At 58.4% G+C, this 15225-nt stretch carries 14 protein-coding genes and 2 pseudogenes; 3 read left to right on the top strand and 13 right to left on the bottom strand.

Going from position 1 to position 15225, the window contains the following annotated elements:
• Positions 1 to 115 precede the first annotated feature (115 nt).
• Genes VK682_RS25075 through VK682_RS25085 form a run of 3 tightly spaced genes read right to left on the bottom strand, consistent with a single transcriptional unit; the run spans position 116 to position 1365 of the window.
• Positions 116 to 397, bottom strand: a complete 282-nt coding sequence (locus VK682_RS25075; protein WP_065331050.1) for a TrbC/VirB2 family protein — start codon at positions 395 to 397, stop codon at positions 116 to 118.
• Positions 398 to 413: 16 nt separating this feature from the next.
• The gene (locus VK682_RS25080) at positions 414 to 1091 is read right to left on the bottom strand and encodes a lytic transglycosylase domain-containing protein (protein ID WP_319822678.1); all 678 of its coding nucleotides are present in this window, start codon (positions 1089 to 1091) and stop codon (positions 414 to 416) included.
• On the bottom strand, positions 1051 to 1365 hold the full coding sequence (locus VK682_RS25085; protein WP_008335576.1) for a hypothetical protein: 315 nt from the start codon (positions 1363 to 1365) through the stop codon (positions 1051 to 1053). The genes VK682_RS25080 and VK682_RS25085 overlap by 41 nt, the downstream gene beginning before the upstream one ends.
• Positions 1366 to 1497: 132 nt before the next feature.
• On the opposite strand from VK682_RS25085, the gene VK682_RS25090 reads away from it, so the two are divergent.
• Positions 1498 to 2076, top strand: a complete 579-nt coding sequence (locus tag VK682_RS25090; RefSeq protein ID WP_065331049.1) for a hypothetical protein — start codon at positions 1498 to 1500, stop codon at positions 2074 to 2076.
• On the opposite strand, the gene VK682_RS25095 is transcribed toward VK682_RS25090, so the two are convergent.
• The 8 genes from VK682_RS25095 to VK682_RS25130 form a co-directional block, all read right to left on the bottom strand.
• Positions 2070 to 2270: a hypothetical protein gene (locus VK682_RS25095; protein WP_065331048.1), complete on the bottom strand. Its 201-nt coding sequence runs from the start codon at positions 2268 to 2270 to the stop codon at positions 2070 to 2072. The genes VK682_RS25090 and VK682_RS25095 overlap by 7 nt on opposite strands.
• 78 nt (positions 2271 to 2348) lie before the next feature.
• Positions 2349 to 2558 (bottom strand): type II toxin-antitoxin system RelB family anti-toxin, encoded by a 210-nt coding sequence (locus VK682_RS25100; RefSeq protein WP_081285328.1) that lies wholly within the window; start codon positions 2556 to 2558, stop codon positions 2349 to 2351.
• Positions 2559 to 2876: 318 nt separating this feature from the next.
• Positions 2877 to 4076, bottom strand: a complete 1200-nt coding sequence (pcaF, locus tag VK682_RS25105) for a 3-oxoadipyl-CoA thiolase (RefSeq protein ID WP_009804213.1) — start codon at positions 4074 to 4076, stop codon at positions 2877 to 2879.
• A gap of 2 nt (positions 4077 to 4078) precedes the next feature.
• The gene (locus VK682_RS25110) at positions 4079 to 4999 is read right to left on the bottom strand and encodes an electron transfer flavoprotein subunit alpha/FixB family protein (protein WP_009804214.1); all 921 of its coding nucleotides are present in this window, start codon (positions 4997 to 4999) and stop codon (positions 4079 to 4081) included.
• Positions 4999 to 5757: an electron transfer flavoprotein subunit beta/FixA family protein gene (locus VK682_RS25115; RefSeq protein WP_009804215.1), complete on the bottom strand. Its 759-nt coding sequence runs from the start codon at positions 5755 to 5757 to the stop codon at positions 4999 to 5001. Before VK682_RS25115 ends, VK682_RS25110 begins: the two co-directional genes overlap by 1 nt.
• A 76-nt stretch (positions 5758 to 5833) precedes the next feature.
• On the bottom strand, positions 5834 to 6589 hold the full coding sequence (locus VK682_RS25120; protein ID WP_009804216.1) for an SDR family NAD(P)-dependent oxidoreductase: 756 nt from the start codon (positions 6587 to 6589) through the stop codon (positions 5834 to 5836).
• Between the two features lie 72 nt (positions 6590 to 6661).
• Positions 6662 to 8299 (bottom strand): flavin-containing monooxygenase, encoded by a 1638-nt coding sequence (locus VK682_RS25125; RefSeq protein ID WP_009804217.1) that lies wholly within the window; start codon positions 8297 to 8299, stop codon positions 6662 to 6664.
• Positions 8300 to 8414: 115 nt separating this feature from the next.
• Complete coding sequence (locus VK682_RS25130; RefSeq protein WP_017468330.1) at positions 8415 to 9317, bottom strand: alpha/beta hydrolase; 903 nt, start codon at positions 9315 to 9317, stop codon at positions 8415 to 8417.
• Positions 9318 to 9604: 287 nt separating this feature from the next.
• On the opposite strand from VK682_RS25130, the pseudogene VK682_RS25135 reads away from it, so the two are divergent.
• Both VK682_RS25135 and VK682_RS25140 read left to right on the top strand, forming a co-directional pair.
• Positions 9605 to 10632 (top strand): annotated as a pseudogene (locus VK682_RS25135) (IS110 family RNA-guided transposase).
• Between the two features lie 324 nt (positions 10633 to 10956).
• Positions 10957 to 11705: pseudogene (locus tag VK682_RS25140) on the top strand (IS5 family transposase); the annotation flags it as partial.
• On the opposite strand, the gene VK682_RS25145 reads toward VK682_RS25140, so the two are convergent.
• Both VK682_RS25145 and VK682_RS25150 read right to left on the bottom strand, forming a co-directional pair.
• On the bottom strand, positions 11693 to 13732 hold the full coding sequence (locus VK682_RS25145) for an FAD-dependent oxidoreductase (RefSeq protein WP_037930989.1): 2040 nt from the start codon (positions 13730 to 13732) through the stop codon (positions 11693 to 11695). The pseudogene VK682_RS25140 and the gene VK682_RS25145 overlap by 13 nt on opposite strands.
• Before the next feature lie 8 nt (positions 13733 to 13740).
• Positions 13741 to 15186 carry an NAD-dependent succinate-semialdehyde dehydrogenase gene (locus VK682_RS25150; RefSeq protein ID WP_073194559.1) on the bottom strand — a complete coding sequence of 482 codons (1446 nt, stop codon included), beginning with the start codon at positions 15184 to 15186 and terminating at the stop codon, positions 13741 to 13743.
• Positions 15187 to 15225: the final 39 nt, after the last annotated feature.

A 15225-nucleotide genomic window follows, 5' to 3' on the forward strand; every position in this document is an offset into this window, starting at 1 on the left:
TCTCGATGACAATGCTGGGTCAGTTCTCAGTGACATCCAACAGACCCAGATACTTGGGCGGACGGGCGAGGCCCAGAAAAAGGGGGGATCGTTCTGCCACTGCTCTATTCGGTTCTCAGGAGAAGCCGTCGACGATGGTGCCGGCCGAGAAGATCAGCACGATCCCGATGATGACCGAGGCGAACCAACCCCAGTTCAGCCGTCCCATCATGCACATGAAGCCGGTGCCGATGACCGCGAGGGTGGCGACCGCGATCCCGATCGGACCGGTCAGCGCGGCCTCGACAGTTTCCAGCATGGTCTGGATCGGCGACAAGTCTTGCGCGAGAGCGGGCGTTGCGAAAGCCGCCAGGGTTGTGGCGATGGGCAAGAGGCGGCTGAGGCTATGTCTGAGCATGCGAAGTTCCCATGTTTTACTGAAGATCGATGAGGACGGGCGCGCGGGCTGGGGCCCGATCTGCGATGCGGATGTCCGGCGCGGAAACGGGCGTGCCCGACAGCCGGGACCGGATCTGATGGATGCGCGCGATGTAGTCGCGGGTCTCGATGAAAGGCGGGATGCCGGAATACTCGACCACGCGGTGCGGCCCGGCGTTGTAGGCTGCGAGCGCCAGGTTGATGTCCTTGAACGTGGCGAGCTGGGCGAGGAGATAGCGTGCGGCGCCGTCGAGGTTCTGAGAGGGATCGCGCGGATCGACGCCGAGCGCACGGGCAGTATCCGGCATCAGCTGGCCAAGACCGTAGGCACTCTTGGGGCTGACGGCAGTCGGATTGTAGCTGCTTTCGGCCTCGACCAAGGCCTGGAGAAGGACCAGCCAGTCGTCCTCATCGAGACCGACGTGCCGCAGGGCACGGTTCCCCTGGTGCCGGTCAGCAGTCGTGCGGATCAGGGAGAGGATGTCGTCGCGTCCGGACGGCGGTGTGGCATCCAGCGAGGCGAGAACCTCTCCGGTCTCAGTGCTATCATCCAGCCCTGCCCAGGCAGGTCGTTCGCCATGAAAGGTCCAGCCTGAGGTCCGTGCCGTGCCGTCGCGACCGAAGGCGATGACGTCAGCCGCGCTCCTCGAGGGTGATGCTGTAATCAGGACCAAAGCGCAGATCGCGCCCGTCACCGAACTCGAGATGATGTTTGAAGAGGCCCGGCCATATGTTGAAATACCGCGGCTCTGGCCCGTGCGGGGTGATCCGGGTCGAGACCAGAATGGCTTCCGGCTCGCCCTCGCGCAGGTAGATGCACTGGTAGCGCGGCTTGCCATCGTCCGTGAACCCCACGAGTTCATACCGGCAGCGGAACGCGATGCCCTTTTCGGACAGGTCTTTGACACCGTCGATGGTGATCAGGATCTGGTTGCGCGCTATCGGCATGTTCGGACTCTCCCCACGAGAGCCCTTCTACTTCACGACACTAAGGCCATAAAGTCATATGGAGTCAATACGACATATTGCAGAAAAAGACATATTGCACGATAGTTGCCGCAACTTTTGCGGGAGAGCGACATGAAACGACAGGCGATGGCAGCTGCAATGGGAGTGATGGCGGTGTTCGGAGCCCCTAAGAAGGCGCAGGCCTATGACATCGATTGCGCCATCATGCTCTGTATGGCGGGCGGTTTCCCCCCGAGCGCGGTCTGCGCGCGCGCCTATCGCACCATGATCCACCGCATCACGCCCTGGCCGAGCCTGCCGCCCTTCGGGGTCTGCACGTTCGCCCATGTGCCGGTCGAGCTGGGCGGACCCGGAGGAGAGGGCGAGCTGGACACCAATCTGCCGGAATACGAGTGGCTGAACCGGACCCATGTGATCTGGTTCACCGGGCGCTCCTACGAGCCGCGCGACGAGCCGCGTCAGTGGGATTGGTCGATCCGCTCCTGCGATCGCGAGAACCGGACCTGCCGCTACATCCAGCGGGTCTACGGATCCCACACGCCCTGGCCCGCGACATTCGTCTCGGAAAGCGGGCAGGAGATCGCCTATCCGAGTGGTGGTGGCCGTTGGCACTTCTATTCTCGCAGCATCATGGTCGAGTACGGCGACTTCGAGGGCAACATGGGCCACTCGGAGTGGTTTTCCTACTGATCCGAACGGTCCGATGCCACCAGGGAAATTGAGCGAAGCTCGGCAAGATCTGCATCAAAGCGTTCCGGATCGACATGCCAGCGGCGGCTCACCGAGCCATCATTCCAACGGTAATCGGTGAACAGGTGAATCTCCTGTGTACCGGCGTTCAGAAACCCTTCCTGGAAAGGCCAGCCTGTCTTTCTCTTCGTCATGTACCCGTGTCGCTCGTACCGTTCTTGCCGTTCGAATCTTTCGTGTTGGGGGATAGGATCAAAGTCTCAGGAAACGAACTAGCGCTTCGCAAAGAGTACTTCGGGGTCGACATTGAGCGCCTTGGCGATGCGTTCGAGAAGGTCGAGGGAGGCCGCAAACTTGGCGTTCTCGACCTTGCCCATATGGCCGCGGCTCACATCGGCCCGATGAGCAAGCTCCTCTTGGCTGAGGCCGCGGGCGCGTCTCAATTCCTGGATGTTCAGTGCTACACGGTCCCGCAAGTTCATGCCCGCGAAACGGACACGCTGCGCGAAATATCGCCACGCGATATATGTTACATTCGGAGGTGCAGAGAAGAATTCTTGGTACGGCGCGAGATCGCCGGAATGGGATGCCTGCCGATACGCAGGTCACGGGATGATCCGTCTCGCAAACATACTGGGTCGTTCAATCGTTCTTTCGGAAAAGGGCGACACCGGCAATACCGGTGCCGCCAGTCGGTCGTCCACAGGGAGGTTGGAGAGGACGAATTCTACGAGGAAATTTGGGGTTGGCCAAAAATCGCATAAGAGAACTTATGTTAGTTTTGTGGTTGTCGCGGCACCTCAGACAGCTTCGAGCGCGATTGCAATCCCCTGTCCCACGCCAATACACATGGTCGATAACGACTTTTCTCCAGGTTTGAGGTCCAGCATCGCTGAACCAGTGATGCGGGCACCTGACATGCCAAGCGGATGGCCGAGAGCAATAGCGCCGCCGTTCGGGTTCACGCGGGCGTCATCATCCGCGATCCCCAGGTGCCGTAGTGTGGCCAGACCCTGCGAAGCAAAGGCTTCGTTAAGTTCGATTACCGAGAAGTCTTCTTGTTTCAGTCCAAGTCGCGCCATCAGCTTTTCCGACGCCGGTGCCGGCCCGAAACCCATGATGCGCGGTGCGACGCCCGCGGTTGCGCCGCCCAAGACCCTTGCGATCGGTGTGAGGCCAAATTTTTTTGCGACGTCGCTGGTGGCAAGGATCAATGCTGCGGCACCATCGTTCACGCCCGAAGAATTCCCAGCGGTTACAGTGCCGTCCGCTTTTACGAAAGTTTTCAGTTGGGCGAGCGCTTCCAAAGTCGTACCCGCGCGAGGGTGTTCATCCTGTACGACGATCTTTGGCTCCCCCTTTCGCTGAGGAATCTCTACCGGGACAATTTCACGGGCCAAACGACCGTTCGCCATGGCATCTCTCGCCTTTCGCTGCGAACGCATGGCGAAGGCATCTTGGTCGGCGCGGTTGATGCTGAAGTCTTCCGCTACGTTTTCGGCCGTTTCAGGCATGCTGTCGACGCCGTATTGACTCTTCATCTGTTTATTGACGAAGCGCCAGCCGATGGTGGTGTCTTCAGCAGAATTTTCGCGCGAGAATGCAGTTGTAGCTTTTGGCATCACAAACGGAGCACGAGACATGCTTTCCACACCGCCAGCAACAATGAGATCGGCTTCTCCAGCTTTGATCGCGCGGGCGGCTGTGATTACGGCGTCCATACCCGATCCGCACAACCGGTTCATCGTCGTGCCAGGGACACAATCCGGAAATCCCGCGAGTAGCAGCGACATGCGTGCGACGTTGCGGTTGTCCTCGCCCGCCTGGTTGGCGCAGCCGAAAATCACTTCGTCAATGGCCGCTAGATCTAGCTTCGGGTTTCGGCTGGCCAGGGCCCTGAGTGGGATTGCACCAAGATCGTCGGCTCGCACAGAAGAAAGCGCGCCGCCATAGCGACCAATTGGTGTGCGGATGTAATCGCAGATGTAGACGTTTGTCATTCTTAGAGTGCCTTTGTCATATCCGGGACGGCGTCGAGCAGGTCTGCGACCAGGCCGTAGTCGGCGACCTGGAAGATCTGGGCCTCTTCATCCTTGTTGATGGCGACGATGACCTTGCTGTCCTTCATGCCTGCAAGGTGTTGAATTGCCCCGGAAATCCCGACCGCGATGTACAGCTCGGGCGCCACGACCTTGCCGGTCTGGCCGACCTGCCAGTCGTTCGGTGCGAACCCGCTATCCACCGCCGCGCGCGAGGCGCCGACCGCCGCGCCCAGCTTGTCGGCCAGGCCCTCGATGATCGCGAAGTTCTCCTCGGAACCGACGCCGCGACCGCCCGAGACCACGATCTTGGCCGAGGTCAGTTCCGGACGATCCGACGCCGCGACCTTGTCCTCGACCCAGGCGCTCAGGCCCGCGTTGCCGGCCGCTGCGATGGCCTCGACGGCGGCCGAACCACCCTGGCCAGCCGCGTCGAAGGCGGTGGTGCGGACGGTCAGTACCTTCTTGGAATCGTTGGATTTTACCGTCTGAATCGCGTTGCCCGCGTAGATCGGGCGTTCGAACGTGGACCCGTCCACGATGGCGGTGACGTCCGACAAAACCATCACGTCCAGCAGCGCCGCGACGCGCGGCAGGATGTTTTTCGCGCTCGCCGTGGACGGAGCAACGATATGTTCATAATTGCCTGCCAGGCTGACCACCAGATCGGCGACCGGCTCGGCCAGGCCGTTGGCATAGGCGGCGTCATCCGCCACCAGAACCTTTGCCACGCCGTCGATCTTCGACGCGGCCTCGCCTGCGGCAGCGGGGCCCGCAACCAGAACGGTCACATCGCCCAGCGATTTGGCAGCGGTCACCGCCTTGGCGGTGGCGTCCAGCGCCAGTGCACCACCGGCGATTTCTGCAAGGAGAAGAACAGCCATTACACGATCCCCTTTTCTTTCAGCTTCGACACCAGCTCGTCGACCGAGCCAACCATTTCCCCGGCCGAACGCGCGGCGGGCTCTGCCGTCTTGACGACGGTCAGGCGCGGCGTGACATCGACGCCGAAATCGGCGGCGGTCTTTTCGTCCAGCGGTTTCTTCTTGGCTTTCATGATGTTGGGCAGCGAGGCGTAGCGCGGCTCGTTCAGGCGCAGGTCGGCGGTGACGATCGCCGGCAGCTTCACCTTGATGGTCTGCAGACCGCCGTCCACTTCGCGGGTCACGACGGCATGCTCGCCCTCGATCGCAACCTCAGAGGCATAGGTCGCCTGACCCCAGCCCAGCAGCGCCGCCAGCATCTGGCCGGTCGCGTTCATGTCGTTGTCGATCGCCTGTTTGCCCGCGATCACCAGGCCCGGCGCCTCGGCGTCGATCACGGCCTTTAGGATCTTGGCCACCGCCAGCGGCTCGATATCTTGGTGCACGTCGTCGGCGGCCACGACGAGGATCGCCCGGTCCGCGCCCATCGCCAGCGCCGTGCGCAGCGTTTCCTGCGCCTGTTTCACGCCGATCGACACGACGACAAGCTCGTCCGCCTTGCCCGCTTCCTTCAGACGGATCGCCTCTTCAACCGCAATCTCGTCGAACGGGTTCATCGACATCTTCACATTCGCGAGACCAACTCCGCTACCGTCCGCCTTAACGCGAACCTTCACGTTGTAATCAATTAGGTGTTTTATAGGTGCAATTATTTTCATTGGCGTTTATCGTCTTGGAAATTTGCAATGGCAGTAACGGCCCGGGTTCCAGGCCGTTACTTGGGATGTGTCTCTGTCAATTCGCAGTATAACCGCCATCTACTACAATCTCTGCTCCGTGAACGAACGATGACTCATCCGATGCGAGGAACAGGACCGCATTCGAAACCTCTTCAGGTTTGCTTGGCCGCTTGAGCAGCGTGGCCCCCAGAATTGCCTGCCGGGTCTCTTCGTCGGCGTGTAGCAGATCTTTTGTCATGGGAGTATCGATGACACCGGGATGGATCGAATTGACACGTATGCCACTTTCGGCCAGGTCGACTGCGCAGGATTTGGTCAACATCCGTACGGCGCCTTTGGATCCAATGTAGGCTCCCGCCGAAGCGGCACCAACAATCCCATAGATTGAAGAAATATTGATAATTGATGCTTTTTCGGTCTCTTTCATCAATGGAACCGCGGCTCGGATACCGAGATAAACACCGCGTACATTGACGTTGATCGTCATGTCAAATTCGTCAGGCGAGGTTTCGTGGAGCGGCTTCAGAATGAGAATGCCAGCGTTGTTCACTAGCACATCAAGTCGACCAGCACTTGATTGCACCGTGGAGATGACATTCTTCCAATCTTCTTCAAGCGTCACGTCATGCTGAATGAATTCCGCCTTCCCTCCGGCTCCAATGATACCTTTTACTACGCTTTCACCCGCTTCCGTATCACGGTCGGTTACAAATACATGCGCGCCTTCACGTGCCAGCGTTTCACAATGGGCTTTTCCCATGCCCATGGCGCCACCTGTTACCAGTGCGACTTTTCCGGATACCCGTCCCATAGTTCTCTCCTGAGTGTTCATGAACAAATTTAATTGTTTCCGCCGGGTTTTCTTAATGCCCGACGGAATTCTTTACACCTTCTCGGCAGTGCGGTCGCGGATCAGGGATGTATAACCTTCCTCCTTAACCGCACTAATGGCATTGCGATAATTGCCAATCCCGGCCATGTAGAACATCACCGCATTCTTCTTTCCGGGGATATTTGCGCCGAAGATCCAGCTTTCAGCTTTGGGGAAGAGTGTCATGTCGGCGATTTCACGGCAGGTGCCAACCCAAGCGTCGCGCGCCTCCACGGTTGGCTCCACACTTTGAACCCCCTCTTCTTCCATTGCGCAAATCGTGTCAGCGATCCATTCAACTTGCGTCTCAATGCTGGGGGGCAGGTTAGTGAAGGGGCCATTAGGGCCAAGGATCATGAAGAAGTTAGGGAAGTCTACCTCCATCATGCCGAGGTAACCGAGTGGGCCTTCCTTCCAAGTGTCGCGCATGGTCACGCCTCCGCGTCCGCGGAGGTCCATTTTGACGTAATTGCCGTCGACCGCATCGAAACCAGTGGCAAAGATTACGATGTCAAGCTCATGCTCCTCGCCGCTTTCGAGACGAATGCCGTTCGGAGTGAACTCTGCGATCGGATCGGCCTTCACGTCGGCGAGGGTCACGTTGTCTCGGTTGTAGACCTCGTAATAGTTGTTTCCGCAAAGCGGGCGCTTGGCGTAAAGGTCCTTCGGCGTCAGTTTCTCTGCGACCTTGGGGTCCTTCACGATTTGCTTGATCTTGCCCTTGATGAAGTCAGCGGCCGCATCATTGGCCACTTGGCTGGTCGCAATATCGCAAAAGGTGCCAAACATGAAATAGAAACCACCGCCGCGCTGCCAGGCGGCTTCGAAGACCCGCTCCCGTTCCTCGGGCGAGGCGGTTTCGGCGGGTTCGGCGCTTTCTTCGAAGCCGAAGGCCACAACAGAATTCTTCACTTGATTCCAGATATTATCGTAGTTCGCCTTTTGCTCGGCGATGGTAGCATCGTCTTGCGGGGTGTTCCCAATCGGCACGACATATTGTGCAGAGCGCTGAAAAACAGTCAGGTGTTTTGCAATTGGTGCCGTTGCAGTGATAACCTGAACACCCGTCGAGCCGGTGCCGATAATGCCCACGCGTTTGTTGCTCAAGTCCACTCCCTCGGGCCAGGCACCTGTGTGTAAGATACGGCCTTTGAAATCATCGATGCCCTTGAATTTTGGAACATTCGTTGCGGACAAGAGACCGAGGCCAGTGACAAGGTATTTTGCGGTAACTGTCTCACCACTATCAGTGATCACGTTCCAGAGACCGGTTTTTTCATTATAGTGCGCGCCATCCACTTTGGTGTCGAACTTGTAGCTGCGTCGAAGATCGAGATGATCCGCTACCTCGTTCATGTATTCGAGGATCTCGGGCTGGGTCAGATACCGGGTTTTCCAGCGGCCTTTTCGAAGCAACTCTTTGTCAAAAGAATAGCGATAGACATAGCTTTCCGTGTCTGACAGCGCACCGGGATATCGGTTCCACCACCAGGTGCCGCCAACGTCACTGGCGCTGTCATAGCCCCGGACGTTCAGTCCCTGCTCGTTGCGAAGTTTGTGGACAGCGTAAAGCCCGCCGAAGCCCGCGCCAATGACGACTGCGTCAAAATCCGCTCCGACCGTTTTAGTATTCTCAGTCTGAATGTTCATATCACTCCTCCCAGAGTAAGACCGCTCCGCCCCGCAGATTGCGGGTGAGATGCTAGATGAATGTTTCGTAGGGGTTTGTCTCGCACCGCACCGCAATGCAGTGCGAGTACAGGTCTCAGAGGGCCCGATACCATGCGGCGATGCGACCAAGTTCCTCGTTTGCCTCGGGCGCGCGTCCCGAAAGCGCGGGAAAGACATGCTGCATGCCTTCGACGATAGACAGGGTCACGTTTACGCCCTGTGCCTTGGCCTTTTCGTGCAACCGTTCGGCATCGCTCTTAAGCGTCTCGGCCCCTCCGGCATTGATATAGAGCGGCGGGTAACCGGTGAAATCGTTCTCCAGCGGGTTGGCCAACGGATTAAGCGGATCCGTGCCTTCACCGAGGAACATCCCCGCCATCGCTTCGAGGATCGGTTTGCCGACTAGCGCATCGGTTTCCGCGTTGGTTTCCAGTGTTTCCCCGCGCATCGCCATGTCGAGCCAGGGCGAATAGGCGATGACCGCTCCGGGCAGTGGCAACCCAAGTTCGCGTAACTTCAGCACGCTGGCGATGGCAAGATTGCCGCCAGCACTGTCGCCAGCCGTCAGAATATTTCTTGCCTTGAAACCCTTATCCAGCAGCGCTTTGTATGCGGCTACTGCATCTTCGATCTGCGCCGGAAATGGGTGCTCGGGTGCGCGCCGATAGTGCAGGATCACCGACGTAACCCCAAGCACCTTAGCGAGGTGCCCTGCCATTTTTCGATGACTATCGGCTGAGCCGACGGCAAAGCCGCCACCATGAGTGTAAACAATTACACGCGAGGTATCTGCCCCGGCTGGTAGGGCCCAGATAGCCTCAACTCCTCCGACATGATCGCTTTTGTAGCTAACGTTTTCCGGCTCTAGTGCGGGCTGCCCCCATTCATCGAACATGCTGCGCAGGTTCGCGATCGTCAGGTCTGGGTTCTCGACCATCTGATCGGTCCAATTCTGATAAAGCGCCCGCAGCGTATCGGCTTCTCTACTGATTTCCATGTTTATCCTCCCAAGCATAACATTTGGCAAAGCCACCAACTGACGTCGCCAATCTCGAAGACGTCAAACGGTCAACGGCATACGCCAATTATCTCAGAGTAAGGGCGAAAAATGCGCCATGTATTGAACAATACCGCTTTGGAAATAGTATGATCGTGCTCAGCCTGTCGTGAGGCAGATATGCCCGTTACTAGGCTCTGTTGATGGCGTGGATACCCCCTCCCGACGGCATCGCAATGTGCCACTATGATGAGCGTTAAAAGCCATCACAGAAGGAAGGAGCATCTATGTCCGAAATTAAAATTATCGGTGTCGACTTGGCAAAGCGCGTTATCCAGTTGCATGGTGCGTACAATGATGGGTCAGTCGCGTTTCGCAAAAAGCTTTCACGAGGCCAGTTTCTCGCGTTCGTGGCGCAGCAACCCAAATGCATGATCGCCATGGAGGCGTGGCCACGGCGCATGGCTGGGGCCGCGAATTTGAGAAGCTGGGGTGCGACGTGCGGTTGATACCGCCGGTCTATGTGAAGCCGTTCGTCAAACGCCAGAAGAATGATGCGACCGATGCAGAGGCCATCTTGGAGGCTGCATTGCGTCCAACCATGCGCTTTTTCGCAGTGAAGACGGAAGATCAGCAGGCCCGTGCCATGCTGTTTCGCACGCGGCAGATGTTTGTCGGCCAGCGCCCCCAGATGATCAACGCTTTACGCGGCCACCTCGCCGAACACGGATTGGTCGCGGCCCGCGGGCCTGCCCATCTCAAGCGACTCGCGGACGCAATCGCAGGTGATGACACCGCGCTGCATGCTGAGGTTCGTGACCTCGGCCGGATGTATCTGGGGCAGATTGAGGGGCTGAATACGCGTGTTGCAGAGCTTGACGCGAAGATGCGATGTGCCGCCAAGAAAGCCGACTTGGTGCGCCGAACACAAACCATGCCGGGCGTGGTTCCTGTCACGGCGCTTGCGATCGAGACATTTGCCCGTGACCTGGCCACCTTCCGGCGCGGGTGCGATTTTGCCGCCTGGCTTGGGCTTGTGCCGAAGCAGCACTCGACGGGCGGCAAAGCCCGGCTCGGGAAGACCTCGAAGATGCGACAGCGCGACTCCGGACACTCTTGGTCTCTGGCGCTATGGCTGTCCTCCAGGCTGTCGAGCGGTTTAACACACCGAATAATGGCTGGCTGAAACGCCTACTAACCCGCAAGCCGCGCATGGGTCGCCGCGATTGCGCTGGCCAACAAGATGGCGCGTGGCCTCTGGGCCATCATAATGAAACAAGAGGATTACCGGAATCCGGTGGCGGCGATGGCATAGCGAAGACGGCATGCCACGACGTCCCGGTAAGTTGGGAGTGTGAGGAGGTCACTGAAAAGTAAGGGCGAAGGATCGATCAGATCCGGGTCAGAGAAAGCAGCATTTGTGCAGGAGCCACCGAGCTCGGTTTGTTGATATGCCTCTGGTCCGCGCATCGCCATACCGGCCCGCGGTTACATCAGCGCCGCACACAGAGGCCTGATACATGACCGCACCCGATCACACGCTCGCGCCGTTCAAAAAATCACTTGCACCAATGGGGGCATGCATGCACAAATCCCGTGTCGGACTCATCTTATGAATCCAGCGTGGTAGCTGAGGTGCATGAGCAGACCGACAACCCCGACATACAAGACCATGAACTGGCCCGCTTATAACGAAGCGCTCAAGCGCCGTGGCTCGCTGACGATCTGGTTTGACCCCGAGATGAGCTGGGAGGCCGTGCCGACAGGCAGAAGAGTTACAGCGACGCCGCGACCCAGACCTGTCTTTCGATGAAGGTCCTGTTCGGCATGGCCTTGCGACAGGCGACCGGGTTCGTCGAGAGCCTGTTGCGGCTGATCGGTCTCGACTGGACGGTGCTCGACTTCAGCACCCTGTCCCGGCGCCAGAAGACCCTGGCCGTGAACATCCCGTATCGCGGCTCCAAAGGGCCGTTGCACTTGTTGGTGGACAGCACGGGGATCAAGCTTGAAGGTGAGTGGCATGCCCGCAAGCATGGCGGCCCCAAGCGACGGGTCTGGCGCAAGATCCACCTCGGGATCGACGAGCAAACGTTGGAAGTGCGCGCTGTTCAGATCACCGGGAGCCACATCGGTGACGCTCCAGTGTTACCCAACCTTCTTGAACAGATCCCGGCAGACCAGCAGTGTCACGGCTGACGGTGCGTATGACACACGAAAATGCCAGGACGCGATTGCGGACCGTGGCGTCCACGCCGTTATCCCACCAGGTAAGAACGCAAAGTCTTGGAAGACCATCACCGCCTAAGCCGCGTCGAGACGAAGATGCACTGTGTTAAGTTGCTGGGGCAGCGCCTTATGGCGCGGGACTTTGACCGTCAGGTCGCGAAAACCCTTTCTAAATAACGAGGCACCCTCCAGTCGCAAGGGTCCTCTTTGACAAGCGCGCTAAACAGCGCGGCCAACCGATCCTTGCCGATATTTTTGGCGTGGTGCATCAGGCCTCCCCGCCAGCGGGGAAATCCGTAGCCGTGAATCATTACTAGGTCGATGTCTTGCGGTTTTTCTGCGACGCCTTCGTCAAGGATATCGCAGGCTTCCGCCACCATTGCGAGCAAGAGCCTTTCTACGATTTCGTCAGCTGAGAACTCCCGGCGAGTGAAGTTCATTTCTTCTGAGACACGGAGTATTTCGCTAGCGACCAGCTCCGAAGGTGAGGGTTTGCCGTCCGGCCCATAGTCGTACCATCCGGCGCCCGATTTGCGTCCTAGGCGTTTGTGCTTTTCGACCAGCCGCTCGACCAAGGGCATGTGACCACAGCAGTTCCCTTCTGCAGCGGCCTTGCGACGGATATTCGCGTAGGCGATGTCCAGCCCCGACATGTCCTGTGCAGCATATGGACCCATCGCCATACCGAATCCGCGCATAGCCGCGTCGATCTCGTCGACAATAGCCCCCTTCACCAGAAGGCGATTAGCGGCGTGACGGTAGCTAGACAAAATTCGGTTTCCGATGAAGCCATCGCAAACACCAGACAGTACCGGGATTTTACCAAGCCTGCGCGCCAGCACAAATGCTGCACCTAATGTATCGTCTGACGTTCGGTCGCTCCTGACGACTTCCAGAAGCTTCATAATATGCGCAGGACTGAAGAAATGAATCCCTACAAAGCGTGCTGGGTGCTTCAACCCATCAGAAAGCCGATTTACATCGAGATAGGATGTGTTTGTGGCAATAATCGTCTCGGGCGGCAGAGCACCTTCGAGTTCGGTCAAGATCGCGCTCTTGACCGCAAAATCCTCGAAGGCCGCCTCGATTGCTAGATCGGTTGGTGGCAGAGCGTCATAGCCTGAGACCGTAACCAGCCGGTCCTCAACCGCCTTTCCCGCATCGGGGGACAGAATGCCGCGACTGATACCCTGATCAATCAGCTTTTGCAGGTTTTCTCTGGCCCACTCTGCGGACGAGGCACTGCGTTCGACGACAGTCACCGAGATCCCTGCGGTCGCTAGCGTGTACGCAATAGCTGCTCCCATATTACCACCACCGACCACGATGGCGGTTTCAGCATCTCGGGAAGGTCGGGGGTAGGTGCGCCCCTTGTTGGTTGCGGTACGCTCGGTGAAGAAAACGTGCCTAAGGGCCCGCGCCTGATCCGAGGCACGAAGGTCCAAAAACGCAGCGCGCTCGCTGGCCAGTGCGTCGTGCAGCGGCGTCATCGCGCTGGCCGCGACCAGGTCCACCGCAACATGCGGGGCATTCTGGCCAGGCATACGCCGCGCTACCTGCGCGCGGGCGACTTCCGCTGCGAAGTGGTTTGGCATTGGTGAAGGAAGATTGTCGGGTGCCTGTGCCGCCTCTAGAACAGCGTCATCGAGAGCTATGGCCGCGCCAAGCGGGTCATCGGCTAGCAGCTGGATCAGTCCTATTTTCAGTGCCTGCTCGGCGGAAACAGCCTTCCCGGTGACGATCATGTCAAGCGCAGCTTCAATACCGATAAGTCGCGGCAGTCTTTGGGTTCCCCCTGCGCCAGGCACGATCCCCAAGTTTACCTCTGGCAGGCCCAGTTTGGTAGAAGTTGAGGCGATGCGATAGCAGCAAGCCAGAGCAATCTCTAGTCCCCCACCAAGCGCAGCCCCGTTGATGGCTGCGATAGTCGGAATCGGAAGGTGCGCAAGTTGCAACAGCACGTCATTTAGTTGTGGATCAACAGGCAACTGTCCGAATTCCTTCGCATCCGCGCCCGCGACGAACGTCGTTCCTGCGCCGGTGATAATCAGCCTGGTAGCGCCAGTTTCGAGGACTTGGAAGATACATTGTTGTATTCCAGCCCGAACCTCCGCGTTGATTAGGTTAAGCGGCGAATTGTCTATGGTCAGAATTGCTGCGCCATTTGAGAAGCTTAATTCAACAGGCATGGGCATCCTCACAGCACTGGCGCTCGATTGCGCGAGATAAATTTGGTATTGAGATAGCCTTCGAAGGTTTCTGTCCCGCCTTCAGTCCCATAGCCGCTGTCTCTTACGCCGCCAAACGGAGTCTCGGGCAGAGCCAGGCCGAACTGGTTGATGCTTACCATACCTGCCTGCAAACCCGCAGCTGCTTTATCTGCACGCTCCAACGAATTGGTAAAGACATAGGACGCCAGCCCGAAGGGTAGCCCGTTGGCCCGCGACAGTCCGTCCTCTATTTCACGAAAAGACGAGACGACAGCAATCGGGCCGAAGGGTTCTTCGCGCATCAAGTCGATGTCGTCGTTGGGCGTATCGACGACTGTCGGGGCATAGAAGTTACCATGATTCCCAACCCTTTTGCCTCCCGTCAACACCCGTGCACCGTTTTCGCGGGCATCCTCGACGAGCTTTTCCATCGCATTCACGCGTCCGCGATGACACAATGGCCCCATCTGTGTGCCCTCGGTTAAACCATCGCCCACCTTTACGCTCTCAAATGCTGAAACTAGCTCGGACAGAAATCGGTCGTAGATGCCTTGTTGTACGTAAAACCGGGTTGGGGCGATGCACACCTGGCCTGCATTGCGCAGCTTGTTGCCCGCCAAGGCGCGCGCCGCGGCCGTGGCATCGGCGTCGTCGAACACCAATACGGGCGCGTGACCGCCGAGTTCCATCGTCGCCCGCTTCATGTGGCGGCCAGCCAATTCTGCCAGATGCTTGCCCACCTCGACCGAACCGGTGAAGGTGATCTTGCGCACCTCGGGGCGCGCAATAAGAGTTTCCGAAATGAAGGCCGCATTACCCCAGACAAGGTTCAGACAGCCTTCGGGCAAGCCTGCATCCAGCAGATAGCGCGCAATTGCCATGCAGCCCGCCGGAGCCTCTGCCGGGGCTTTCAAGATCATCGTGCAACCTGACGCAAGCGCCGCCGCGACCTTGCGTACCGCTTGGCTCAGCGGAAAATTCCAAGGCGTGATGGCAAGGCAGACGCCTATCGGTTCGCGCACGACAAGCTGCTGTACCCCCGGGCTGCGCGATGGAATGATGCGCCCATAAATGCGCCGACATTCCTCGGCGTGCCAGTCGACGTGGTCAGCTGAGGCGCGGACCTCAGCCAAGGCCTCAGCCAGCGGCTTGCCTTCATCGAGAGTGATCCAGCCAGCGATCAGTCTGTCATTTTGGCGCAGCAGGTCGGCAAACCGTCGCAAAATTGCACTTCGTTCCATGGGAGAGCTGTTTTTCCATCGGCGAAAAGCTGATTCGGCCGAGTGAACCGCATGGTCCAGATCTGCGGCGCTAGCCTGCGGAATCTGTCCGATAGTTTGCCCGTTTGCAGGGTTTATGACTGCACGATCCTCCGGCGTGGGAGAAGCGATCCAGTCCCGTCCGATGAGGTGCTGGATGGTCGGATAATTCATTTCTTTCATGGCGTTATGCCCTCGCTCAGTTGTGTCATC

The organism is Salipiger marinus (genome assembly GCF_035481585.1).
GTDB classification, from domain to species: domain Bacteria; phylum Pseudomonadota; class Alphaproteobacteria; order Rhodobacterales; family Rhodobacteraceae; genus Salipiger; species Salipiger marinus.

Coding starts and splice junctions, on each gene's coding strand:
- VK682_RS25075 (WP_065331050.1), bottom strand. CDS start 397: ATGCTCAGACATAGCCTCAGCCGCCTCTTGCCCATCGCCACAACCCTG.
- VK682_RS25085 (WP_008335576.1), bottom strand. CDS start 1,365: ATGCCGATAGCGCGCAACCAGATCCTGATCACCATCGACGGTGTCAAA.
- VK682_RS25090 (WP_065331049.1), top strand. CDS start 1,498: ATGAAACGACAGGCGATGGCAGCTGCAATGGGAGTGATGGCGGTGTTC.
- VK682_RS25095 (WP_065331048.1), bottom strand. CDS start 2,270: ATGACGAAGAGAAAGACAGGCTGGCCTTTCCAGGAAGGGTTTCTGAAC.
- VK682_RS25100 (WP_081285328.1), bottom strand. CDS start 2,558: ATGAACTTGCGGGACCGTGTAGCACTGAACATCCAGGAATTGAGACGC.
- pcaF (WP_009804213.1), bottom strand. CDS start 4,076: ATGACAAACGTCTACATCTGCGATTACATCCGCACACCAATTGGTCGC.
- VK682_RS25110 (WP_009804214.1), bottom strand. CDS start 4,999: ATGGCTGTTCTTCTCCTTGCAGAAATCGCCGGTGGTGCACTGGCGCTG.
- VK682_RS25115 (WP_009804215.1), bottom strand. CDS start 5,757: ATGAAAATAATTGCACCTATAAAACACCTAATTGATTACAACGTGAAG.
- VK682_RS25120 (WP_009804216.1), bottom strand. CDS start 6,589: ATGGGACGGGTATCCGGAAAAGTCGCACTGGTAACAGGTGGCGCCATG.
- VK682_RS25125 (WP_009804217.1), bottom strand. CDS start 8,299: ATGAACATTCAGACTGAGAATACTAAAACGGTCGGAGCGGATTTTGAC.
- VK682_RS25130 (WP_017468330.1), bottom strand. CDS start 9,317: ATGGAAATCAGTAGAGAAGCCGATACGCTGCGGGCGCTTTATCAGAAT.
- VK682_RS25145 (WP_037930989.1), bottom strand. CDS start 13,732: ATGCCTGTTGAATTAAGCTTCTCAAATGGCGCAGCAATTCTGACCATA.
- VK682_RS25150 (WP_073194559.1), bottom strand. CDS start 15,186: ATGAATTATCCGACCATCCAGCACCTCATCGGACGGGACTGGATCGCT.